The 23932-nt window shown below is 59.8% G+C and carries 17 protein-coding genes; 2 read left to right on the forward strand and 15 right to left on the reverse strand.

Annotation, left to right across the window (positions count from 1 at the left end):
• Genes gspG through gspE form a run of 3 tightly spaced genes read right to left on the reverse strand, consistent with a single transcriptional unit; the run spans nucleotide 1 to nucleotide 3138 of the window.
• The gene (gene gspG / locus AACX99_RS11795) at nucleotides 1-426 is read right to left on the reverse strand and encodes a type II secretion system major pseudopilin GspG (protein WP_257778607.1); all 426 of its coding nucleotides are present in this window, start codon (nucleotides 424-426) and stop codon (nucleotides 1-3) included.
• 3 nt (nucleotides 427-429) lie between these two features.
• Nucleotides 430-1647 carry a GspF family T2SS innner membrane protein variant XcpS gene (gene xcpS, locus AACX99_RS11800; RefSeq protein ID WP_339412010.1) on the reverse strand — a complete coding sequence of 406 codons (1218 nt, stop codon included), beginning with the start codon at nucleotides 1645-1647 and terminating at the stop codon, nucleotides 430-432.
• A gap of 3 nt (nucleotides 1648-1650) precedes the next feature.
• On the reverse strand, nucleotides 1651-3138 hold the full coding sequence (gene gspE / locus AACX99_RS11805) for a type II secretion system ATPase GspE (RefSeq protein ID WP_339412012.1): 1488 nt from the start codon (nucleotides 3136-3138) through the stop codon (nucleotides 1651-1653).
• 248 nt (nucleotides 3139-3386) lie between these two features.
• Here gspE and AACX99_RS11810 point away from each other — a divergent pair, with 248 nt between their 5' ends.
• Together AACX99_RS11810 and gspD are read left to right on the forward strand one after the other, a co-directional pair.
• Nucleotides 3387-4031: a type II secretion system protein N gene (locus AACX99_RS11810; protein WP_339412014.1), complete on the forward strand. Its 645-nt coding sequence runs from the start codon at nucleotides 3387-3389 to the stop codon at nucleotides 4029-4031.
• Between the two features lie 4 nt (nucleotides 4032-4035).
• On the forward strand, nucleotides 4036-5991 hold the full coding sequence (gene gspD, locus AACX99_RS11815; protein ID WP_339412015.1) for a type II secretion system secretin GspD: 1956 nt from the start codon (nucleotides 4036-4038) through the stop codon (nucleotides 5989-5991).
• An 84-nt stretch (nucleotides 5992-6075) separates the two neighbouring features.
• Here gspD and AACX99_RS11820 read toward each other — a convergent pair whose 3' ends face one another.
• The 12 genes from AACX99_RS11820 to AACX99_RS11875 all read right to left on the reverse strand — a co-directional run bounded on the left by AACX99_RS11820 (nucleotide 6076) and on the right by AACX99_RS11875 (nucleotide 23888).
• Nucleotides 6076-8820: a peroxidase family protein gene (locus AACX99_RS11820; RefSeq protein WP_339412016.1), complete on the reverse strand. Its 2745-nt coding sequence runs from the start codon at nucleotides 8818-8820 to the stop codon at nucleotides 6076-6078.
• 137 nt (nucleotides 8821-8957) lie between these two features.
• A complete protein-coding gene (locus tag AACX99_RS11825) occupies nucleotides 8958-11597 on the reverse strand; it encodes a LuxR C-terminal-related transcriptional regulator (protein WP_339412018.1) in 2640 nt (879 codons plus the stop codon).
• 233 nt (nucleotides 11598-11830) lie between these two features.
• On the reverse strand, nucleotides 11831-13042 hold the full coding sequence (locus AACX99_RS11830; protein WP_090252258.1) for an O-succinylhomoserine sulfhydrylase: 1212 nt from the start codon (nucleotides 13040-13042) through the stop codon (nucleotides 11831-11833).
• A 45-nt stretch (nucleotides 13043-13087) separates the two neighbouring features.
• On the reverse strand, nucleotides 13088-14596 hold the full coding sequence (gene purF / locus AACX99_RS11835; protein WP_339412021.1) for an amidophosphoribosyltransferase: 1509 nt from the start codon (nucleotides 14594-14596) through the stop codon (nucleotides 13088-13090).
• Between the two features lie 45 nt (nucleotides 14597-14641).
• Nucleotides 14642-15196: a CvpA family protein gene (locus AACX99_RS11840; RefSeq protein WP_339412023.1), complete on the reverse strand. Its 555-nt coding sequence runs from the start codon at nucleotides 15194-15196 to the stop codon at nucleotides 14642-14644.
• A 148-nt stretch (nucleotides 15197-15344) separates the two neighbouring features.
• Complete coding sequence (locus AACX99_RS11845; RefSeq protein ID WP_339412024.1) at nucleotides 15345-15953, reverse strand: SPOR domain-containing protein; 609 nt, start codon at nucleotides 15951-15953, stop codon at nucleotides 15345-15347.
• Nucleotides 15937-17244: a bifunctional tetrahydrofolate synthase/dihydrofolate synthase gene (gene folC / locus AACX99_RS11850; RefSeq protein WP_339412025.1), complete on the reverse strand. Its 1308-nt coding sequence runs from the start codon at nucleotides 17242-17244 to the stop codon at nucleotides 15937-15939. The genes AACX99_RS11845 and folC overlap by 17 nt, the downstream gene beginning before the upstream one ends.
• The gene (accD, locus tag AACX99_RS11855) at nucleotides 17241-18125 is read right to left on the reverse strand and encodes an acetyl-CoA carboxylase, carboxyltransferase subunit beta (RefSeq protein ID WP_339412027.1); all 885 of its coding nucleotides are present in this window, start codon (nucleotides 18123-18125) and stop codon (nucleotides 17241-17243) included. Before accD ends, folC begins: the two co-directional genes overlap by 4 nt.
• 218 nt (nucleotides 18126-18343) lie before the next feature.
• Nucleotides 18344-18964 carry a phosphoribosylanthranilate isomerase gene (locus AACX99_RS11860; RefSeq protein WP_339412029.1) on the reverse strand — a complete coding sequence of 207 codons (621 nt, stop codon included), beginning with the start codon at nucleotides 18962-18964 and terminating at the stop codon, nucleotides 18344-18346.
• A gap of 51 nt (nucleotides 18965-19015) precedes the next feature.
• Entirely contained in the window at nucleotides 19016-19882 is an 867-nt protein-coding gene (gene truA, locus AACX99_RS11865) for a tRNA pseudouridine(38-40) synthase TruA (protein WP_304864231.1), read from the reverse strand.
• Between the two features lie 3 nt (nucleotides 19883-19885).
• Nucleotides 19886-22723 (reverse strand): FimV/HubP family polar landmark protein, encoded by a 2838-nt coding sequence (locus AACX99_RS11870; RefSeq protein ID WP_339412032.1) that lies wholly within the window; start codon nucleotides 22721-22723, stop codon nucleotides 19886-19888.
• A gap of 154 nt (nucleotides 22724-22877) precedes the next feature.
• On the reverse strand, nucleotides 22878-23888 hold the full coding sequence (locus tag AACX99_RS11875; RefSeq protein ID WP_339412033.1) for an aspartate-semialdehyde dehydrogenase: 1011 nt from the start codon (nucleotides 23886-23888) through the stop codon (nucleotides 22878-22880).
• Nucleotides 23889-23932 lie beyond the last annotated feature (44 nt).

Here is a 23932-nt window from a genome sequence, read left to right on the forward strand (position 1 = left end):
TCAGAGGTCCCAGTTACCGATATCGGCATCCTGATCGCTGCCACCTTCCTTGCCGTCAGCGCCCAGCGAATACAGGTCGAAAGCACCCTTGGTGCCCGGCGCCAGGTATTGGTAGACGTTGCCCCACGGATCGACAGGCAGGCGCTTGAGGTAGCCGTCGCGATTCCAGTTCTTCGGCTGCGGGTTACCGGATGGTTTTTTCACTAGCGCTTCCAGGCCTTGCTGGGTACTCGGGTAGGCATGGTTATCCAGTTTGTACATATCCAGCGCGGCCGCCACGGCCTTGATATCACCCTTGGCCACGGTGACCTTGGCCTGATCGGGCCGGCTCATCACCTGCGGCACCACCAAGGCGGCGAGGATGCCGAGGATCACCACAACCACCATAATTTCGATCAGCGTAAAACCGCTTTGACGCTTATTCACTGTTTACCCCACTAATTGATTGAGAGACAAAATCGGCAGCAGAATGGCCAGTACGATCACCAGCACCACCGCCCCCATAAAGACCAGCATAAAGGGCTCGAACAGCCCCACCAGCAGTGCCACCTGGGCACCCAAATCGTTTTCCTGATTGCGCGCGGTGCGGGCCAGCATCTGGTCCAGCTCACCCGAGCGTTCGCCGCTGGCGATCATATGCAGCATCATCGGCGGAAACTGACCGCTGGCCTCCAGCGCACGAGTCAGGCTGCCACCCTCGCGCACCTTCTGCGCGGCAATCACCACGTCAGCACGAATCACCCGATTGGCAATCACCTGCGCACCGATGCCCAGCGCCTCCACCAACGGCACACCGCTGCGGGTCAGAATGGCCAGGGTCGAAGCAAACCGTGCGCAGTCGGTGGCGCGAATCAAGCGCCCCACCAGCGGGATGCGCAGCAGAAAGCCGTGCCAGCGCGCCTTGACCGCATCATCACGCAACGCCCAGCGCAGGGCGAACACGCCCAGGATGGCGAGCATCACCGCCAGCCAGCCCCAACCCTTGACCCAATCGCTCAGGGCAATCAGACCGCGAGTCAGCGCCGGCAGGGTTTGCCCGGAGTCGACAAACACCCGCACCACGTCCGGCACCACATAACCGAGTAGGAAACCGACGATCAGCAACGACGCGCACATCAGAATCAGCGGATAGAGCAGCGCCAACTGAATTTTCTGCCGTGACTGCTGGCGCTGCTCGGTGTAGTCGGCCAATTGTTCGAGCACCGGACCAAGGTGGCCGGCATGCTCGCCCGCCGCCACCGTAGCGCGATACAGCTCGGGGAAAGCCGAGGGGAATTCTTTCAGGCTGCTGGCCAGGTCGTGACCTTCCAACACTCGCGCACGCACCGCCAACAGCATGCTCTGAATACGTGGCGAACTGGCTTGGGCCGCCGCTGCCCGCAGGGCTTCCTCGATCGGCAGCGCCGCCTGCACCAGCGTCGCCAATTGACGAGTGATCAATGCCAGATCGCGAGCCGAAATACCGCGAGGAAAACTGAAGTGCGAACCCGCGCCAGCATGTTCGCGGGTTCGCGTGGCTTTGACATCCAACGGCGCCAGCTGTCGCTCACGCAGAATCTGCCGCACCTGGCGCGCGCTGTCGGCTTCCAGTACGCCTTTCTGCTGGCGACCTTTGCCATCAAGGGCGAGATATTCGAAGGCGGCCACGCCCTACTCCTCTCGCGTCACGCGCAACACTTCCTCGACCGTAGTCGCCCCTTCCAGCACCTTGCGCCGGCCATCCTCACGAATGCTCGGGCCGAGGGTGCGGGCGTGGCGAGTCATGTCCTGCTCGGAGGCGGCGTTGTGAATCAGCGTGCGCAAGTGGTCATCGAACACCACCAGCTCGTAGATGCCAGTACGGCCGCGGTAGCCCTGCTGATGGCACTCGGCGCAGCCGCGGGCGTGATACAGGGTCGGCGGCTGCGCGAACGGCACACCGAGCAATGTGCACTCGGCCTCGTCGGCCTGATAGGCCTCTTTACAATGCGGACAGAGCACCCGCACCAGGCGCTGGGCCAACACGCCGAGCAATGATGAAGACAGCAGAAATGGTTCGATGCCCATATCCACCAGGCGGGTAATCGCGCCAATCGCACTGTTGGTGTGCAGGGTCGAAAGTACCAAGTGGCCAGTCAACGAAGCCTGCACGGCAATTTCGGCAGTTTCCTTGTCGCGAATCTCGCCGACCATCACCACGTCCGGGTCCTGACGCAGAATGGCGCGCAGGCCGCGGGCGAAGGTCATATCGACTTTGGAATTGACCTGGGTCTGGCCGATGCCTTCTAGGTGATATTCGATCGGGTCTTCGACAGTGAGAATATTGCGTGTACGGTCATTCAGGCTGACCAGGCTGGCGTACAGCGTAGTGGTCTTACCCGACCCGGTAGGCCCGGTGACCAGCAGAATGCCGTGGGGCTTGCGCACAGTGGCTTCCATCTGGTCGCGGTCACGCGCGCTCATGCCCAGGTGCTGCAAATTGAGGCGCCCGGCCTGTTTGTCGAGCAAACGCAACACCACCCGCTCACCATTGGCCGACGGCAGGGTCGAGACCCGTACGTCTACCTCACGCCCGCCGACTTTCAGCGAAATTCGCCCGTCCTGGGGGATGCGCTTCTCGGCGATATCCAGACGCGCCATAACCTTGATCCGCGAAACCAGTAGGGCCGCCAACTCACGCTTGGGCTCCAGCACCTCACGCAGCACACCATCCACCCGAAAACGCACCACGAGGCGTTTTTCGAAGGTTTCCAGGTGAATATCCGAGGCGTTTTCCTTGATCGCTTCACCGAGGATGGCGTTGATCAAGCGGATGATCGGCGCGTCGTCTTCCTGCTCCAGCAGGTCTTCGGTTTCCGGCACCTGCTCGGCCAGAGCAGCCAGATCCAGACTGCCGCCAATATCCTCGGCCAGCTGCATGGAGGCAGAGTCATGTTGATAGGCCTTGGCCATGGCCTGCTCGAAGGCCTCTGGCGACAGCGCGTGCAGCGGCAGCTGCGCACCGACAAAGCGCTGCGCCTCGCTCAGCGCCACCAGTTCGGCCCCCATGCGATAAGCCAGGCAAGGTAGGCCATTCTCAACGACGAGAACCACACCGTGACGCCTGGCAAAGCTGAAGGGTAAACGCCGTGATGGCACTTCTGTAAGCAACGCATTCATCCGTAATATGCCTTAAGCACAGGAGTTGATACTGGCCCCAGGACATCAAGCGAAGGCTCAAAAACTGGGGTTTTGCAATATAGTTGTTGTAAGTTAGCCGCAATAGAGCGAAAAACAGCGCGCTATCTTTAGCACATTGAACTGGTCGACACACTACCCCAACCAGGGGCTGCCAAATGCTTGGCAAATGTCTATGATCAGCGCGCGAACCACACCACATAATAATAAGTTACGGAGTGACGCCCCCTTTGCAAGTTCTGGTTCCCCAACGCTGGTTACAGCGCCAGGCCACCTCCCTCGCTGGCATCGTGCTGATTCTTGTTATGAGCGTCAGCCTGGCGTGGCAGAGTGCTGATTGGCTGCGCCTGCTGCGCGCGCCGGTGGTTGCCAGCAACAACAGCGCAAACGAAGCCCCCGTGATTGCACTCAATCCCGAGATTGGCCAACTGTTCGGTGCCAGCAGTATCGCCAGTGATGGCCCCGCCCCCAGCACCAACCTGCGTCTGACACTGCTCGGCAGCTTTGTGCATACCGATCCGCAACGTTCTACTGCCATCATCCTCAGCGAAGGTGGCACTGCCCAGCGCTACAGCATCGACAGTGAAATCAGCAGCGGTGTGCGCTTGCATTCGGTGGCCGCCGACCGCGTCGAGCTGATCCGTAATGGTCGCCGAGAGAGCCTCAGTTTTCCGCTGAATAGCTCAATCACCAGTAGCCCGCAAAACTATGCCCCGGACGCCACGGCTGACCCGCTTGAGCAGCTTAACGAGATGGAATCCGACGACCTGAGCCAATTGCGTGAGCGTATGGATGCCCTACGCCAGCAGATGCAGGACTCCGGCAGCCTGCCTGAGACTGCAGAACCCACCGAACAGCCCATGGAAGACAACTGACACGATGACTCCGACTCTCTCGCGCCTTACCTTCGCCCTGCTGGCCGCTGGCCTGGTTTTTAGCCCGCTGCCGCTGAGCGCTGCCGTTACAGCTGTCGCGCCGAGTGCCAGCCAGCAAGAAGAAAGCTGGACCATCAACCTCAAGGGCGCCGATATCCGTGAGTTTATCGACCAGGTCGCGCAGATCAGCGGGCAGACTTTTGTTGTCGATCCACGGGTCAAGGGTCAGGTCAGTGTGGTGTCCAATAGCCCGCTGACGCTGACCGAGGTTTATCAGCTGTTTCTCTCGGTGATGGCCACACACGGCTTTAGCGTGATTACCCAAGGCGATCAGGCGCGCATCGTGCCCAACGCCGAGGCCAAAGCTGATGCCGATAGCGGACGCAACGCACCGGACCGTCTTGAAACTCGACTGATCCAGGTGCAGCACGGCTCAGCCACCGAGCTGATTCCGCTGATTCGCCCGCTGGTGCCGCAATACGGCCACCTGGCGGCGATCAGCAGCGCCAATGCGATCATCATCAGCGACCGCACGGCCAATATCGAACGCATCCAAGACCTGCTGCGCCAACTCGACCAGAAAGGCCAGAACGACTACAGCGTGCTCAATCTGCAGCATGCCTGGGTCATGGACACCGCCGAAGTACTGCGCAGCGCCGTGGATCGCGGCCAGGCCAAGGGCGCTTCCGGCACCCAAGTGATCGCCGATGGCCGCACCAACCGCCTGATTCTGCTCGGCCCACCGGCGGCGCGAGCCAAACTGGTGGCCCTGGCGCAATCGCTGGACAGCCCCACCAGCCGCTCTGCCAACACCCGAGTAATCCGCCTGCGTCATGGTGATGCAAAGAGCCTGGCAGAAACCCTGGGCGAGATTTCCGAAAAACTTAAACCGGAAGCCGGCGGCGAAACCACCGGCAAACCGCAGACCATCCTGATCCGCGCGGATGAGAGCCTCAACGCCCTGGTGCTGCTGGCCGAACCGGATGTGGTGGCGACCCTGGAAGACATCGTGCGCCAGCTCGACGTGCCGCGCGCCCAGGTGATGGTCGAAGCGGCGATTGTCGAAGTCTCCGGCGATATCACCGACGCCCTCGGCGTACAGTGGGCCGTGGATGGCCGTGGCAGCACCGGCGGCCTGGGCGGTACCAACTTCAGCGGCACAGGGCTGTCAGTCGGACGGGTCTTGCAAGCCATTCAGGACAGCGGCAACGACAGCGGCAGCGATAACAACACCCTGGCCAACCTGCCGGACGGCGCAATCATCGGCCTGGGCACTGACAGTTTTGGCGTGCTAATTACCGCACTATCGGCCAACAGCAAGAGCAATCTGCTGTCCACACCGAGCCTGCTGACCCTGGACCACCAGAAGGCGGAAATCCTGGTCGGGCAGAACGTGCCGTTCCAAACCGGCTCCTTTACCACCAACAGCTCGGGCGCTGACAACCCCTTCACCACCATCGAGCGTCAGGATATCGGCGTGACCCTGAAAGTCACTCCGCATATCAACGATGGCGCGAGCCTGCGCCTGGAAATCGAGCAGGAAATCTCCTCCATCGCACCCACCAGCCAAGGCGTTAACGCTGTCGATCTGATCACCAATAAGCGCTCGATCAAAAGCACCATCCTCGCCGAAAACGGCCAGGTCATCGTGCTCGGCGGACTGATTCAGGATGACGTGACCCAGGCTGACTCCAAGGTACCCTTGCTCGGCGATATTCCGCTGCTCGGCCGGCTGTTTCGCTCGACCAAGGAAACCCGGATCAAGCGCAACCTGATGGTCTTCCTGCGTCCAACCGTGATCCGCGATGCGGCCGGTATGGCGGCGTTATCCGGGAAGAAATACAGCGACATCCGCGTGCTTGGCGATATCCGCGAGAACTACCGTCCCGGCATTCTGCCGCGCGACCCGGTGCAACTGTTCGACCAAGGCGAGCCTGAGGCTATTGATCTGCGCGAATAACCTCTCGGCAGCACGCACAGAGCAGCACAGAAACTAAAAGGCCTCGGTAGATACCGAGGCCTTTTGCTTTAGCGCGATAAACCCTTACTTGTCTTCATTACGCTGGTGCTTGAAGAACACCCCGTTGTCGCCGAACGCCGAGGCGATAAAGGCCGAGGTCAGCTCCATCTCGCCAATTTTCACCGCACTGTTGCGCCGCTGGGCGGCGTAGTTGCGGCTGATGGACGGAATGATCGAGGTCTTGATCTCCATCGACGTGGCATACACGTCATAGACCTTGGTGCCGGCATTTAGGGTCAGCAGGTCCGTACGGAAATCATGCGCGGTGCTGGCGAAGCGGTTGCGTAACTCCGTGCGCGGCACAAAGTAGATCTGCGTCGGCGCCTTGGGCTTGGCTACCGCCGCGCCTGCCTGGGTGACTTCGGCCATGTCGTTGAGCAGCAGCAAGGTCGGCTTCAAACTCACGGCCGAGAACAGAATTGTGGTGCCCAGGGTGTCGTTGACTTCCGGCACCACGTACTGCGACAGCTCGTTGGCGAAGAAGTTATGGTTGGCGCCCTGCCCGCTCAGGGTGTACAGCGCCGAGACGTTCTCCGACGGTTTGCCATCGACGAAAGCCTTCCACGCCAGGCCTGGCGCGAAGCCGCGATCGGCTGGATCACCCGTCACCGACAAACGCAGCAGACCGCTATCAGAGCCCTGGAACAGGCCGCTGTAAGGGTTGTTTGGCACCGCAACAAACTTGACCTTGGCCATCACGCCATGGGGATGAATCGGTTTCTCATAGCCGGCCGGTGCCACATCGCTGCGCACCTTTACCTTGTTCCACAGAATCGAGCCGATCAGCCCACCTATATTGGCGCGCTGCAACGCCGGCAGCTGGTCAGCGGCATACTGAGTGCGCAGCGCACCGTTGACCCAGAGGTTTTCCTGCTTGTTGGCCCCTGGCCAGCTTTCGTAGTCCGCTGGAATATTCAGACCCCAGGGTTTGAAGGCGTTTTCCACGCCCGCCAGACTGGTTTGCAGCTGCGGATTATGCCGGCGCAGCACATCGACCATGGTGGTGTGCTCGACCCAGTCGATCCCTTCCTGGGTGTACACCTCCGGGCGGTAGTCCTTGGTGTAGAAGCGGTCGGCCATCAGGCGCCGTGAAGCGTTCATGATAAAGATCTGGAACGCCGTTTCACCGAAGGCAAAGCCCTCAGGACGCACGGTTTCCGCCAACTGGCCGACCAGGGTATCGATCTTCTCGATGTCGTTGTTGTACAGGCGCTTGAGCTCGGCGAGGGTCGCAGCGTCCTTGGTCAGGTCCTCGAACTTGGTGATTGGCTTAAGACCAATCTGCCGGCGGAACTCGTTATAACGCGGCACACCACGCTCGCGGTCACGCAACACGTCGATGGCGGCCAGGTCGATATCGCCCACAAGTGGCATCGACAGGTTACGCAGGAAGTTCGGGTAGTTGTTCAGCGTCAGCGAACCCGGATTGGTGATGCCGAAGGAGTACCACAGGCGCTCCGGGCGCTCGTCGTTAAGCAGGTTTTCGGCGTCGCGGTCACGGGTGTTCTGCAGCGCGATGGTGCGCGAAACCTGATTCGAGCCAATGTCGTACACCTGCACGTTATCGCGCATCAAAGGGTGCATGCGGTACACCGCGACGAACTCTTCGGTGAGGGTGAACGGCACGCCGTAGTTGTTCGGCGCAGTGGAGCCGACGATGCCGGTCAGGGCGTGGTCGATGGCGCTGTTGCCAACACCCGGCGCAACGTTGGGGTCGAAACCGAGAATGCGTTTGACGAAGGAATCGGACTTGGCTAGGTCCGCCTGGAGCATGCGCACTTCGGCCTGGAAGTCATCACGCGGGCCGCCCTGGCCGAGCAGGCCCCACCAGTTGGAGTACATGGCACGCTCGGTGATTGGGTTGGCAATCACCGCCGGGGTCCATTCGACGGTGTGGATCTTGGCCATCAGCGCCGAGTTGATCAACCGCGCACGGTCATACAGCCACTGATCGCTCTGCGCCGGGTACTTCTGCTTGAGTTTGCTGGCGATGGCGTTGTGTTCGAGGGTGAACAGCTGATGCAGCATGCTCAGGCCCAGCCACCAGTTCTCGTTGAAACCGGTCACCGGTTTGCCGCTGAGCAGCTCGGTGGGCAAGGTGCCGTTGGCATTGACCTTGAGCTTGCCGTCAACAAACGCGCGCACCTTGTCGTTGGTTTCCTTGCTGCTGCCATATAGCTGCGAGCCGTCCCACCAGTGGGTGTTGTGGTTGCGGTAGGTTTGCGGTTTGCCGGCGTCGGCACTGCCACGCGTCGGGTCCGGTTGAGTACGTTTGACCGACATACTGCCGCTGCCCAACACATCGCCGGGCGGCAGCGGAAACTGGATCGGCTCGGCGTCGGCATTCGGCCCGTGGTCGAACCAGTCATGCACCATAAATTGAATCCAGGCGGCGGCGATAAAATTCAAGCTCGGTGCCGGCTTGAACTCCTCACGCGCCATCAGGCTGTTACTCACCTCACGCGGGTTGGGTGTGAGTAAGGTGCTGGTCTCGCCCTGGGTCACCGCCGGGTTGACGTTACGGCCAAAGCGCCGATACACCGAACCCTCGGCCGGGTTGCTGAGAATATTGCAGGTGCCATCCTCGGTGCGGGCCGCCAGGCTGCGCGCATCACAGGTGATATCGGCGTTATAGCCCGCATAGTTTTCAACATCGAAGAGGTTGTTCTCGAACAACGCCTGGCGCTCAACCGCCAGCACCAGTAATCCTGAGACTACGCCCAACGTTCCCAGCTTGGTCAAAGCTGGCCAAGTGACCCATACCGACATGGCTATTGCTCCCGTTTTATTGTTGTAGGGACAAGGCGGCTACTGACATAGCAGCGCAGGATCAAGCCTATCGACGGGTATGGCGCAACGCCCCCTTCCAGCGGAGGGGCTATGGCCAATCAGTTATGCAGCAATACCTAGTTGAGCGACGCGCGCGGCCGTACGGCGAGAATCGCCTCGGTGCGGCTGGAGACGTTGAGCTTGGAGTAGATGTTCTTCAGGTGCCATTTGGTGGTAGACAAGGCGATACCGGTCTTGTCACTGATCTGGGTATTCGACAGTCCGCTAAGCAGGCACTCGAATACTTCCAACTCTCGCCCGGTCAACAAGCCGCTGGCCAATGCATCGACTGGCGGAGCAGCCTGAATGCCTTGGAGAAATTCGCCGTAGTGCTCACGGTATTTGTCCGGTACTACCAGTAACCCGGACTGCGCCAGGTCCAACACACCTGCGGCGAAGCCTGGCGCCTCATCGAATACCGAGCGGTTGATATTGACGATGCCATAGGTCTCAACCAACCCAGCCAGAGTCGCCAGTTGCTGATTCTTGCTCTGGGTGGGCGCCGCCAACACCAGGCGGTTGGCTTCGACAATCAGCAACCGAGCACGCATTTCGCTTTGCCGTAACGAGGCCGCCAACACCTTGAGAATCCGCCCAGCATGAGCCTGTGCGCCACGCGCCTGCAGCCAATAGACACAGGCCAAACCCACGCGCTCCCAGTTTTCGTCATAGGTGCGCACACTCTCCCACTCCCCTGCCTGCAGCCGCGCTGGCAGGTCAAAACGCTGAGCCACGGCGTCCATGGCGGCGGGCTTACCGCTCAGGTACGCCTGACGCATACTTTCCTGGGTCACCTGGCTGATAAAGCGCGCGTAGTTGCCTAGTTGCAGGATGCATGACAAATGGTCGAGCAAACGGCTCGCGCGTGCTGTCTGCTGCTGACGATGCAGCAACCGCGACAGGGTGATATAGACCGTAGCAATCGCCTCGGTGGCCGAGGACGAGTTGACCATCGCCATCAACTCCTCACACAGCTGCTGCGCCTCGACCAGCTGGTTCTGCTCATACAGCACCACCACCATGGCCGTGGCGCGGTTGACCCAGGCTGGAGCGGCTTTGTCGGTGCGCTGGTAATCGCTGCACACCTCCTTGCGCGCGTGAGTCGCACGCCCGGCATTGCGGTGGCAGAGCGCGATGATCAGATCGGTGTAGCTCTCCAGAAAGCTGTGCCCACACTGCGCGAGCAACTGCTTGGACTCGCTGGCGAAACGGATGGCGTCCTGCAGACGCGCCGCCAATAGATGCCAGTAGGCAATGACCACCAAGGTGCAGGCGCGGATTTCCAGCTCCTGACCCACCTCGAGCAACTCACGCCAGGCGCGTGGCAGTACAAAGTCTTTGTCGTGCTCGAACAGGCCCAACAACAGTGCAAGAAACTGCCGGGAGGCCGGTTCTAGGTTCGCGACAGTGGCGCTTCGGCCCAGGCTGTCGAGTAACTCCAGATAGTAATGCGCCTGATGAAAGCGCCTCGACAGTGACAAGGCCGCGACCAGCCAGCCGAGCAGTTTTGGCTGCGCCAGCAGCAGCGTCTCGGGCAATGGTTCCAGCCAGCGCAAGATGTCGCCGAACTGCCCGCTGCGCACCCAGCACGCACAACTGTTCTCCAGCATCTCGAGAAATAGCGCCTGATCCGTGCAGCGCTGAGCATGCTGCAACGCCTGCTCATACTCGCCCAGGCTCAAGTAATAGTCGGCCGCACGGCTGTGCAGCTGATCCAGGCGTACGTATTCCTCGACCTGCAGGCGGCGACAGAGAAAGTCCTGCAACAGGGCATGAAAGCGGAACCAGCCGGGCTGGTTCTCTACCGGCAGCAAGAACAGCTGGCGCTCAGCCAACTCTTCAAGCAGTAACGCCGAGCCCGTGCGCTGCATCACATGATCGCAAAGCGCGCCGTCAAATCGTTCAAACAAGCCACTGCACAGCAGAAATTCACGCAGGTTCGGCGACAATTGGCGCAGGACTACATGGCCGAAATAATCGACGATTTCCGGCTGGCTGCCGTTAAAGCGCTGCAGCGCCTGAGTACCAAAACGCGCATAGGCCAGCAAAGCGATCTTCACCCCCGCCACCCAACCTTCGGTCATGCCCAGCAGGCTGTCGACATACTCCTGGCTAAGCACCTGACCGCCCAAATAGGTATTGAGCAGCTGCACCTGCTCGGCAGACAGACGCAAATCGTGCTGATCAATGCACAGCAGGCGGTTTTCCAGCTTCAGTTGGCTTAGGGCAAACCCCGGGTGATTTCGGCTGGCGATGATCAGGTGAACATGGGCTGGCAGCTTGTCAAGCAGCGCCGCCATCACTTCAAGAATGTTGCGCGAGTCGATCCATTGAAAATCATCGAACACGATAAACAGCGGACCTTCGACACGCGCCAGGGCATCAGCGAGCAGCTCACCCAATAACTGCGGCGAAAGGCTGGAAGCCACTGCCAAAGGGTTGAACCAGGACGTATCGAAATCGCCCACCTGGGCGCGAATGCTTTCGGCTAAGCGGCGAAAAAAACACAGCGGCTCGTTGTCCCGTGCTTGCAGCGGGTAATGCACCAACGCAGCCGCGCAACGCCCGCGCCAGTGTTGCAACAGCGTCGACTTTCCCGAGCCGGCCGGGGCCAGCAGCAGCGTCAGGGCGAAATTTTCACTGCGCGCCAACAGTTCCAGCAAGCTCTGGCGGAGCACACCATTGGCAGGTAGCACGCATGGCTGAAGTCGGTCCATCAGGCAGACCCTGTTGTTATTATTCGGCGCACGGTAAGGCGCCGCGCTTGGCGGTGGATGCTAGCGCCTGCGCCACTTCAGACTTTGAAGTGCGTCATGTTTTAGCCGTACCTAGCCAAAGGTTTGCCCATAGCCAAGCGCGCCAGAAAATGTGGCCAGGTCATGAAAAGAATTTGGGGAGAAATGAAGCAACCTGGCGGGCCGACTAAGGCCCGCCAGGCAAGCAGAACAGCTTAGAGTGCCGCCAGGCCGCGAGCCAGATCGGCTTGCAGATCGGCCAGATCTTCCAGGCCCACCGCAACACGGATCAGGTTGTCGCGAATACCGGCGTTAGCACGCTCGGCTGGGCTCAGACGACCATGGGAAGTGGTCGCCGGATGGGCGATGGTGGTTTTGGTGTCACCGAGGTTGGTGGTGATCGATATCACCCGCGTGGCATCGATAAAGCGCCAGGCTGCCTCTTTACCGCCCTTGACCTCAAAACTGACCACGGCACCGAAAGCACTCTGCTGACGTTTGGCCAACTCATGCTGCGGGTGGCTGGGCAAGCCGGCGTAGTACACATGCTCGATGCCTGGCTGTTGCTGCAGCCACTGCGCCAACTGCAGTGCGCTGGCGCAATGCGCCTGCATACGAATGCGCAGGGTTTCCAGGCCCTTGAGGAAGATCCATGCGTTGAACGGGCTGAGTGTCGGCCCGGCGGTACGCAGAAAGCCCACCACTTCAGTCATCAGCTTGGCCGAGCCGGCGACCACGCCGCCCATGCTGCGGCCCTGACCGTCGATGTATTTGGTTGCCGAATGCATCACCACATCTGCACCGAGCTTCAACGGTTGCTGCAGCGCAGGGGTGCAGAAGCAGTTGTCCACCGCCAGCAGCGCGCCTTTGCTGTGGGCAATATCGGCCAGTGCAGCGATATCCACCAGTTCGGCCAGCGGATTGGACGGCGACTCGACAAACAGCAGTTTGGTGTTGGGCTTAAAGGCAGCGGCCCAGCCGTCGAGATCAGCCAGCGGCACATAGTCAACCTGCACGCCAAAGCGTTTGAGGTACTTCTCGAACAGGCTGATGGTCGAACCGAATACGCTGCGCGACACCAGCACATGATCGCCGGCGCTGCACAGGCTCATGACAATGGCCAGAATCGCCGACATGCCAGAGGACGTCGCGACCGCCTGCTCGGCACCTTCCAGAGCGGCGATGCGCTCCTCGAAGGCCCGCACGGTCGGGTTGGTGTAACGCGAGTAGACGTTGCCCGGTACTTCGCCCGCAAAACGTGCGGCAGCATCAGCTGCGGTGCGGAACACATAGCTGGAGGTCGGATAGATCGCCTCGCTGTGTTCGCCTTCCGGCGAGCGGTGCTGACCGGCGCGCACCGCCAGGGTATCGAAGCCGACGCCGTCGAGATCACTGTCCAGACGCCCGGCTTGCCATTCAATCGTCATTGCCAACTCCCTCAACCGGCCCGCCGCAGCAGGCCGGACTGCAACCTAGTTGTTGTACAGGTCGATAATCGCGCTGACGGCCTGGGACTTGACCTTCGAGGCATCGTTGCGCGCCTGCTCGATTTTGTCCAGGTAAGCCTCGTCGACATCGCCGGTCACGTACTTGCCGTCGAATACCGCGCAGTCGAAGTTGTCGATTTTGATCTTCTTGCTGCCACTGACCGCCTCGATCAGGTCCGGCAGGTCCTGATAGATCAGCCAGTCGGCGCCGATCAGCTCGCACACTTCCTCAGTGGTTCGGCCATGCGCGATCAGCTCATGAGCGCTGGGCATATCGATGCCGTACACGTTCGGGTAACGCACTGCCGGCGCTGCCGAGCAGAAGTACACGTTCTTCGCCCCGGCTTCACGGGCCATCTGGATGATCTGCTTGCAAGTGGTGCCGCGCACGATGGAGTCATCCACCAGCATCACGTTCTTGCCACGGAACTCCAGCTCAATGGCGTTGAGCTTCTGCCGCACGGATTTCTTGCGCGCGGCCTGACCCGGCATGATGAAGGTACGGCCGATATAACGGTTCTTGACGAAGCCTTCGCGGAACTTCACGCCCAGATGGTTGGCCAGCTCCAGCGCAGCGGTACGGCTGGTATCCGGAATCGGGATGACCACGTCGATGTCATGCTGCGGACGCTCACGGAGGATCTTGTCAGCCAGCTTCTCGCCCATGCGCAGGCGTGCCTTGTAAACCGAGATGCCATCCATGATCGAATCCGGACGCGCCAGATAGACGTGCTCGAAGATGCATGGTGCGTACTTCGGATTCGCCGCGCACTGACGGGTATGGAGTTTGCCGTCTTCGGTGATGTATACCGCTTCGCCCGGTGCCAGATCACGGATCAGAGTGAAACCGAGCACATCGAGAGACACGCTTTCCGAGGCGATCATGTATTCCACGCCTTCATCGGTATGGCGCTGGCCGAAGACAATCGGGCGAATGCCATTAGGGTCGCGGAAACCGACAATGCCGTAACCGGTGATCATCGCGACTACCGCGTAGCCGCCCAGGCAGCGCTCGTGGACGTCAGTGACGGCGGCGAACACATCTTCTTCGGTAGGTTGCAGCTTGCCGCGCTGGGCCAGCTCGTGAGCGAACACGTTAAGCAGCACTTCTGAATCAGAGTTGGTGTTGACGTGACGCAGGTCAGATTCGTAGATCTCCTTGGCCAGCTGCTCGACGTTGGTCAAGTTGCCGTTGTGCGCCAGGGTGATGCCGTACGGCGAGTTGACGTAGAACGGCTGTGCTTCGGCCGAGCTGGAGCTGCCCGCTGTCGGGTAGCGCACGTGACCGATGCCCATATGACCGACCAGGCGCTGCATGTGGCGCTGTTGGAACACGTCACGCACCAGGCCGTTGTCCTTGCGCAGGAACAGGCGGCCATCATGGCTGGTGACAATACCGGCAGCATCCTGGCCGCGGTGCTGGAGGACGGTCAGCCCGTCATACAGCGCCTGATTGACGTTCGATTTACCGACGATACCGACAATGCCGCACATGTGACGCAACCCCTACTCAATGAAACACGATGATTCGCAATGCACTCACGGCAACTTAGGCTGCTGCAGTGCCTCTTTGAACGGTAACTCCACCGGCGCAGTAACGCCGCTGGCCAGCCACTCACTGGACAGACCCAGAATCAGGTTTTTCGACCAATCAGCAACCATCAGAAAATGCGGCAGAAGTGCTGACTCCTGCCACCAACTGTCTTGTTGCACCGGAGCCAGGCTGATCAGACCGACCAGCACCACTACTAGCAGGCCGCCGCGCGCCGCGCCGAAGACCATGCCGAGAAAACGATCAGTCCCAGACAGTCCGGTCACCCGGATCAACTCACCAATCAGGTAATTGACCAAGGCACCGACCAACAGGGTGACCACAAATAGAATCGCGCAACCTGCAATCACGCGCGCCGAGGGCGTTCCGATAAAATCCACCAGGTGCTGCGACAGCGCGCCGCCGAACATCCAGGCGACCACGCCAGCAATGATCCAGGTAAGCAATGACAAGGCTTCTTTAACGAAACCTCGGCTCAGACTGATCAGACTTGAAACGGCGACAACGGCGATAATCGCCCAATCGACCCAGGTGAATGCCACGATGCAGGTTACCGACGAGAAAGGCGCTGCATTTTAGCAGAGCACCTGTGCTGGGCGTAAGCAAAGGATTCGCCAACCGCTGAAATGCCCGGCCCACGTAGTGGCAGGCCAGACAGCTGGGCTTGGCGAGGCACGCCAAGCCGGTTGATCAACCCGCTTCTGGTTGAAAGCGCACCACAAAACCATTGAGTTTGTGCTGACGATTGAGCTGATCACGCAGGCGATCCGCCTCGGCACGCTCGATTAGCGGCCCGACAAACACCCGATTCATCCCATCGAAGCTGCGGATATAGGCGTTGTAGCCCTGACTGCGCAGGGTTTTCTGCAGTTTCTGTGCGCCATCGCTGCTCGACAGACTGGCCAACTGCACCGACCAACTGATCGGCAGACTGTTGGCATCCAGCTTACTCGGCGCAGGTTGAGGTGGTTTTGCCACAGGCTCAGGCGCGGCCGCGGGTGTCGCTGGCGTGATTGGTTCGGCCGGCGACTCACTCACAACAGGCTCGCTTGTCTCGAGGCTTTGCGCGGCCTCGCTTTCAATCGGTTCATCAGGTAATAACTGCGGCTCAGGCACGGCCACCGGCTGCAATTCGACCTCAGGGGCCTCGGGCGCCACAGGCATTGCCGGAGCATCGACCTGAACCCGCTGCGACTCATCTTCACGCGATAGCAGCATCGGCAAGAAAATCACTGCCAGCGCCAGCAATACCAGCGCACCGACCATACGCTGCTTCAATCCCTTATCCAGCAAAGCCATCCTGCACGCCCCCATTGGCTTGGCGGGCCAGCCAATCCAGGGCCTCGGCCACGCAGTAGAAAGATCCAAACAGCAGCACTTCATCCCCAGCCGAAGCCTGCTCACACTGAGCCTCGAGCGCTGCCTGCACACTTGCATAAGCGGCCACTTGCGCCCCGCTGTTGTGCAGATGCGCCTGCAACTCGGCGGCTGCACGTGTGCGACTGCTGGGCAAAGCCGCCACCGCCCAACTGTCAACCTCATTCAGCAGAGGCGCCACCACACCGGGCAGATCCTTGTCAACCAGCAAACCAAATACAGCTAGACGCTTACCTGATAGCGAACGGCTGGCCAGACGCTGAGCGAGATACTCGGCAGCATGGGGATTATGCCCAACATCGAGCAGCAGCGTGAGTGACTTGCCCTGCCAATTAAGCTTTCTGCGATCGAGTCGCCCGGTCACTCGCGTCTGCTGCAGTGCCTGAGTAATCACTTCGGGCTGCCAGGGCAGCTGCATCACTGCATAAGCCTGCAGGGCCAGGGCAGCGTTTTCCATGGGTAGGTCGAGCAGCGGCAAATGCGCCAGGCTCAGCACTTCACCTTGATGATTGAGGCCGTACCAGGACCAGTCCTGCACAGTGATGCTCAGGTCATAGTCACGGCCACGCAGGAAAAATGGAGCGTCGAGCAGCGCAACCTGATCAAGCAAGGGCTGCGGTGGCTCAAGATCACCACACAGGGCAGGCTTGCCGGCGCGGAAGATGCCGGCCTTCTCGAAGGCAACCGACTCACGGGTATCACCCAGCCAGTCGGCATGATCGATGCCGATACTGGTGACCAGGGCAATGTCGGCATCCAGCAGATTGACCGCATCCAGCCGACCGCCGAGACCGACTTCCAGCACCAGAGCATCCAGACCGGCCTGCTGAAATAGCCAAAAGGCGGCCAGGGTGCCCATTTCAAAATAGGTAAGCGAGGTTTCACCGCGCGCGGCTTCAACCACCGCGAAAGCCTCACAGAGCATTTCATCAGAGGCTTCAACGCCCGCGATCTGCACCCGCTCGTTGTAACGCAGCAGGTGCGGTGAGCTGTAAACACCGACCTTGAGCCCCTGCCCTTGCAGCAGCGAGGCAATAAATGCGCAGGTCGAACCCTTGCCATTGGTTCCGGTGACGGTAATCACCCGCGGCGCCAGCTTGGTCAAGCCAAGGCGCTGCAGCACGACCCGAGAACGCTCCAACCCCATATCAATGGCGCTCGGATGCAGTTGCTCCAGGTAGCTCAGCCAATCGGCAAGGGAGCGCTCGGTCATGCAGTCGCCGGCAAAGCTACAGGCGACGGCAGCCCCATAAACTGAGCCAGCAGACGCGCCAGGCGCGGACGCAATTCGGCGCGATGGATGATCATATCGATAGCGCCGTGCTCCAGCAGGAACTCACTACGCTGGAAGCCTTCCGGCAGTTTCTCGCGCACGGTCTGTTCGATCACACGCGGACCGGCAAAGCCAATCAGAGCGCGGGGCTCGGCAACAATCACATCACCGAGCATGGCCAGACTGGCCGACACACCACCGTACACCGGGTCGGTCAGCACGGAAATAAACGGAATACCTTCTTCACGCAGACGCGCCAGTACAGCCGACGTCTTGGCCATCTGCATCAGCGAGATCAGCGCTTCCTGCATGCGTGCGCCGCCCGACGCGGAGAAACACACCAGCGGGCAGCGCTGCTCCAGGGCCGCATTGGCGGCGCGAACAAAGCGCTCACCAACGATGGCGCCCATCGAGCCACCCATAAAGGAGAACTCGAACGCACAGGTCACAATCGGCATGCCTTCCAGGGTGCCACGAATGGCCACCAGGGCATCTTTCTCACCGGTCTGTTTCTGCGCGCCAGCGAGGCGATCCTTGTATTTTTTGCTATCGCGGAACTTCAGGCGATCAACCGGTTCAAGGTCGACCCCCAGCTCTTCACGCCCCTCGGCATCCAGGAAAATATCTAGCCGCGCGCGTGCATCGATGCGCATGTGGTGATTGCACTTGGGGCAAACATCCAGGGTCTTTTCCAGCTCGGGCTTGTACAGCACCGAATCACAGGACGGGCACTTGTGCCACAGGCCCTCGGGCACCGAACTCTTCTGAACCTCGGAACGCATGATCGATGGGATCAGTTTGTCTACCAACCAGTTGCTCATGCTCTTGACTCTCCAAAGCTGTTAACCGGGCAGGCTGCGCTAAATGCAATCAGCCCTAACCGGGAAAATTCATGGGTACAGCCGTTTCAGGGGCCGGTGCACTGCCATCGGCATTTACGCACCCGCCGCCTCGAACAACCGCCTGCAGCGTTTATCCAACCTGCAACAGGGTTATGGACGGCCAAGCCGGCAGCGTCGTCACATCAACCCTGCACACCTCAAGCAGTCTTTACCGCCTGCATAAAAGCGTGAATCTTCTCAGCATCCTTGATGCCTTTGGCCATTTCTACGCCACCACTGACATCCACAGCATAGGGACGCACCTGAGCAATGGCCTGTGCAACGTTCTCGGCCGTCAGGCCGCCTGCCAGAATAACCGGCTTGCTCAAGCCTTCAGGCACCAGCGACCAATCGAAGGCCTCGCCCGTGCCACCCGGAATGCCTGGCACATAGGTATCGAGCAACACGCCACTGGCATTCTTATAGAGCGCCACCTGCGCGGCAATGTCGTCACCTGGCTTGACCCGCAGCGCCTTGATATAGGGCCGGTGGTAGCCATCACAGTCTCCCGGGCTCTCATCACCATGAAACTGCAGCAGATCAAGCGGTACTGCATCGAGAATCTCGCCCAACTCGCAGCGGCTGGCATCGACAAACAGGCCCACCGTGGTCACAAAAGGCGGCAAGGCAGCAATAATCGCGCGCGCCTGCTGCAGCGTAACGGCGCGCGGGCTCTTGGCATAAAACACCAGGCCAATCGCATCCGCACCCGCCTCGACAGCCGACAATGCATCCTCTATGCGGGTAATGCCACAAATCTTGCTGCGAACGGCTGACAACAGGATGACCTCGATAAATTCAATTGAAGCCGGATGCTAGCAAATAGCCTTTCAGGCGTCAGCCGCCACATCAGGCAAGCCGGAAAGAAAGTGCGGCCCAAGATAGCGCTTGGGCAAGTCGAACTCTTCGGGATAATCGACCTGCACCAGGTACAGCCCATAGGGATGCGCGGTCACGCCACCGGTGCGGCGCACGCGGGTTTCCAGCACTTCTTGCGCCCACTCAACCGGCCGCTCACCCGTACCAATGGTCATCAGCACCCCGGCGATATTGCGCACCATGTGGTGCAAGAAGGCATTGGCACGGATATCCAGCACGATAAACCGCCCGTACTGCAGTAACTCCAGGTGATGCACCGTCTTGATCGGCGACTTGGCCTGGCACTGGCGCGCGCGGAAGGCACTGAAATCATGAGTACCGATAAATGCACGGGACGCCTGGCGCATGCGCTCGACATCCAGCGGCCGGTGATTCCAGGTGACTTCTTCAGCCATATGCGCCGGACGAATCTGATCGTTATAGATCACATAACGGTAGCGCCGCGCCTGAGCGCAGAAGCGCGCATCAAAGTGCGCTGGCATCGACTTGGCCCAGGTCACACTGATATCACCGGGCAGGTTCATATTCGCGCCCATCACCCAGGCATGCATGGAACGCTCGACCGGCGTATTGAAATGCACCACCTGGGCACTAGCATGCACCAACGCATCAGTACGCCCTGCGCAGCTTAACGTTACGGGAACACCGCCAGCGACTTTCGCCAGAGCTTTCTCCAGCGACTCTTGGATTGAAGGCACACCGGCGCGCTGGCGCTGAAAGCCGCGATAGCGCGAACCTTTGTACTCGACACCCAGGGCTATCTTGAAAACGCCAACGGCAGCCGAATCGGCTGCCGTTGTAGTAAGACCATCAGACATGTATCAGACCAATTTAGCGATCAGCTCACGCGCTTCATTCTGCTGACCTTCGTTACCTTCGGTGATGACTTCATCAAGGATATCGCGCGCACCTTCGGTGTCACCCATGTCGATATAGGCACGGGCCAAATCGAGTTTGGTTGCAGTCTCGTCGGTGCCCGAGAGGAAGTCGAAGTCATCGTCATTATCCATGCTGGACGAAGCTGCACTTGCCGGCACTTCCAGATCCGCAGGCTGATCCAGATCATCAGATAGCAGATCCAGCTCAGCACTGACTTCATCCAACTGAGCAGCGAAGCTGTCGCTCGCGGGTTGCGGTGCAGGCGCTTCATCATTGAGCGACAGATCGAAATCAGCCGACAGATCGAAGTCACCGTCCGCCTGCTCATCCGGCAGATCAAAACCTGGCTCATCGACAACCGGCGCTGCACTTGGCTCATCGTCGTCCAGGCTCAGCAGGAAATCATCTTCGGCAGCTGCAGCGGGCTTGGCCGGAGCATCCAGATCCAGGCTGAAATCAGCCAGGTCACCACTTAGATCCAGATCGCTATCGCCACCATCAGCCAGGCTCAGATCAAAGCCCAGGTCATCATCTTTGTTATCGGCTTGTTCAACCGGCGAGCTGAAGTCCAGATCGCTATCCAGCGACAGGCTGTCCAGATCATCCAGCGAAGCACTGTTACCGGCGGTTTGCAGATCACGATCCAGCTCGGATTCAAGATCATCCAAGCTTAGATCGAATGCATCATCTTGATCGCCAGCGGTGGCTTTCGGGCTTGGCTCGTCCAGCGCCAGATCGTCCAGGCTAAAGCTATCCAGATTTTCCTCTGCGGCAGCCGCAGCAGCAAAGCCGGCACCAGCAGCAACAGCCATGGCTGGGTAGCGAGCCTTGATCTGATCAAGCTCTGCGGCACTGCCACCAATTTCACGCAGCTCGTTGTCCTGACGAGCGAAACCGTTGCGATCGCCCATCTCGGCATAGACTTCCATCAACTTCAGACGCAGGTCACTGCGCTGCGGCTCATCATTGATAGCCCCTTGCAGCAGTTCAGCAGCCTGAGGGAAGCGGCCATAGGCGATATAGATATCCGCCTCGCCCAGCGCATCACCGGTTTGCGCAGTCACGCGTTCTTCGTTTGGAAGATCGGATTGCTGCCCATCCAGATCGTCAGCCACATCGGCGAAGCTGTCATCAGGTAGATCGAGACCGGCACCCAGATCGGACGAACCGTCATCGGTGGCCAGACTTTCCTGTAATTCGGCTTCTTTCAGGGCATTGCGGCGCGACAGCATCATCAACGCAATCAACAGCACCAGCAGCGCACCACCACCTGCAGCGCCCAGCAGCATCGGGTTGGCCAGCAGATCATCAAGGGCACTGCTTTCAGCCTGCGGCTCGGCCACTACCGGCGCTTCCACAACCGGCGAGACAGGCGCTACGGGAGCAGGCTCGGGCTCGGGCGCGGCAATAGGTGCAGGCTCAGCTACTGGGGCAACCGCTTCTGGCTGGACAGCAGGTTCTTCACTGTAATTAAAATCTGTCTCACCAGTTGCGGCGGGCACTACGGGAGCCGCAGCAGCTGGTTCCTGCGGCGCAACCTCTGGAGCAGTCTCAGCTGGAGCAGCCGGCGCCTCAGCGGCAGGGACCTCTGGAGCAACAGGTGCAACAGCTGGCGCCTGGCCTTGCGCAGCGAGATCAGCCTGTAGCTTGGCCATTTGATCGTCTTTCAACTGGATCAGGCGCTGCAGTTTGTCGAGCTGGCTCTGCAGATCCGTCATACGGCCTTTCAGCTCATCGTTTTCACGACGGCTGGAATCCAGGCTTTCCTGGGTCACGGCCAACTTGTCAGTCAGCGCTTTGCTATCAACTGCGCCCTTATCGCTGCCGGCAGTGGCTTTGCCGCTGTCAGCAGCGACCAGTTTCAGATTGTCGCCGGTTTCAGCCTTGGCTGGAGTCGCTGCGGCACTGGTGCGCTTGGTGGCATCCAACTGACGGGCGCTGGCAGCAACACTGCGACCTTCACGCCATGCGGCATTCTGCTCGGCAACCTGAGCAAGGGCTTCACCCTGAGCGCGGCTCTTGACCTGCTGTTCATCAGGCAGGCGCAGCACTTGGCCATTTTTCAGGCGGTTGATGTTGCCGCCGATAAAGGCATCCGGATTCAGATCCTGAATCGCTAGCATTGCCTGATGCACACTACCACCAGCCCGCGCACGCTGGGCAATTTCCCAGAGGGTATCGTTGGCAGTGGTTTTGTATTCATTGCCTTCCAGCGGTGTGGCTGCTGGGGCGGCGGGTGCTGCTGGGGCCGCCGGAGCTACTGGCTTAGCCGCAGCTGTTGTTGGGCGTGGCGCAGGAACAGGAGCTTGTACACGCGGCGCTGGTGCCGGCGTAGCTACAGGCATCTGCGCGGTTGCAGGAATAACGCTCTGCGGGGTGTACAGCGGCGGATCAAGCAGCAGGGTGTATTCACGCAGTAAACGGCCATTGGGCCAGAGCACCTCGACCAGGAAGTTCAGGTAAGGCTCACGCATTGGCTTGTTGGAGGTCACCCGAATGACGCTCTTGCCATTGGGTTTAAGTACCGGGGTGAACTTCAGGTCAGTCAGGAAAAACTGACGATCAACGCCGGCTTTATTGAATGCTTCCGGGGACGCCAGGGTCGGTATTACTTCGTTGGAAGCCAGGTCACGCACTTCCAGCAACTCAATCTCAGCCACCAGCGGCTGATTGAGCGCCGACTGCAGGGTTACTTCACCCAGCCCCAGCGCGTGCGCCATACCGGATGACAGCGCCGAAGCAGCTGCGATTGCCAGCACCAGTTTGCGAACCCGAACCATAGCGTTATCCCTTGTTTTATCTTTTTTTCTCGACCAGCGAGAGGATCTTGAAAATTGCTGCCTGCCACGCCAGAAGACGCAACCCCAATCAGCAATCAACTCAGCCAGTATTGCCAAGCTCGAAAGATTCTTCAAATTTCTAGGTAAGTATCTTTTACAGATAGTGTTTTATCAACAACTCGGCTAATTGCACAGCATTTAGCGCCGCGCCTTTTCTCACGTTATCAGACGCAATCCACAAATTGAGTTCGGCTGGATCAGCCAAACCGGCGCGGACTCGGCCAACATAGACCACATCCTGGCCGACTGCGTCGCCGACCGCAGTCGGATAATCATCGACCTCCACCAACTCCAGAGCCGGCGCGGCATCCAGAGCGGCGTACACCTGCTTCAGGTCGATGGCCGATTCGGCCTGCAGTGAAACACTCAGGCTGTCGCCAAAAAACACCGGTACCTGGATACAGGTCACTGCAACCTGCAACTCAGGAGATCCCAGCAACTCCTTGAGCTCGCCAGCAATCTGCCGTTCCAGCCCAGCATGCCCTGCGCTATCGGTCTGCTCGACCTGCGCCAGTAGATTGAACGCCATCTGCCGATCAAACAGCTGCGGCTCAAATGCTCGGCCATTGAGCAGCTCGGCGGTTTGCCGCGCCAGCTCGGACACCCCTTCCCGTCCACGACTGGATACAGCAAGGCAGGCCGTCACTGTCACTCGACGAAGGTTGATCTGCTCAGGTAAAGCCGCCAGCGCCGCGGCCAAAGCAATACCCGGAGCACTTGGGCTGGTCAACAGATAAGGGGCGGCCAGACTCGTCAATGTTTCAGGATTGACCTCGGGGATCACCCTTGGCGCTTGCACAGAGGGTAAACCACTGGCCAGATCAATCACCGCACAGCCTGCAGCAGCAGCTTGCGCGGCATATTTCTGCGTCACCTTGCTGCCAGCAGCGAAGAACACCAGCCGCACGCTGGCAAAGTCGAAGGTCGACAGATCACGTACGCGCAGGTTTTTGCCCTTGTAGGACAAGGAGCGCCCGGCCGACACACCGCTGGCCACCAGATGCAGATTAGCCACCGGGAACTCGCGTTCCTCCAGCAGCTGCACCAGGGTTTCGCCAACGCTGCCGGTGGCGCCAATGACGGCAATATCGAAGGTACGGGTCATGACAAGGCTCGAAGAAATAAGCCCAGCACTGTATCGCCGCACCG

Origin of the sequence: Pseudomonas sp. EA_35y_Pfl2_R5, assembly GCF_963970805.1 — a bacterium.
Taxonomy (GTDB): domain Bacteria; phylum Pseudomonadota; class Gammaproteobacteria; order Pseudomonadales; family Pseudomonadaceae; genus Aquipseudomonas.

Excerpts from the sequence above, each read along its gene's own strand:
- AACX99_RS11870 (WP_339412032.1), bottom strand. The coding sequence starts at position 22,723 with ATGGTTCGGGTTCGCAAACTGGTGCTGGCAATCGCAGCTGCTTCGGCG.
- gspD (WP_339412015.1), top strand. The coding sequence starts at position 4,036 with ATGACTCCGACTCTCTCGCGCCTTACCTTCGCCCTGCTGGCCGCTGGC.
- AACX99_RS11875 (WP_339412033.1), bottom strand. The coding sequence starts at position 23,888 with ATGACCCGTACCTTCGATATTGCCGTCATTGGCGCCACCGGCAGCGTT.
- purF (WP_339412021.1), bottom strand. The coding sequence starts at position 14,596 with ATGTGCGGCATTGTCGGTATCGTCGGTAAATCGAACGTCAATCAGGCG.
- truA (WP_304864231.1), bottom strand. The coding sequence starts at position 19,882 with ATGTCTGATGGTCTTACTACAACGGCAGCCGATTCGGCTGCCGTTGGC.
- AACX99_RS11845 (WP_339412024.1), bottom strand. The coding sequence starts at position 15,953 with ATGGCTTTGCTGGATAAGGGATTGAAGCAGCGTATGGTCGGTGCGCTG.
- gspE (WP_339412012.1), bottom strand. The coding sequence starts at position 3,138 with ATGAATGCGTTGCTTACAGAAGTGCCATCACGGCGTTTACCCTTCAGC.
- accD (WP_339412027.1), bottom strand. The coding sequence starts at position 18,125 with ATGAGCAACTGGTTGGTAGACAAACTGATCCCATCGATCATGCGTTCC.
- folC (WP_339412025.1), bottom strand. The coding sequence starts at position 17,244 with ATGACCGAGCGCTCCCTTGCCGATTGGCTGAGCTACCTGGAGCAACTG.
- AACX99_RS11820 (WP_339412016.1), bottom strand. The coding sequence starts at position 8,820 with ATGTCGGTATGGGTCACTTGGCCAGCTTTGACCAAGCTGGGAACGTTG.
- AACX99_RS11825 (WP_339412018.1), bottom strand. The coding sequence starts at position 11,597 with ATGGACCGACTTCAGCCATGCGTGCTACCTGCCAATGGTGTGCTCCGC.
- AACX99_RS11830 (WP_090252258.1), bottom strand. The coding sequence starts at position 13,042 with ATGACGATTGAATGGCAAGCCGGGCGTCTGGACAGTGATCTCGACGGC.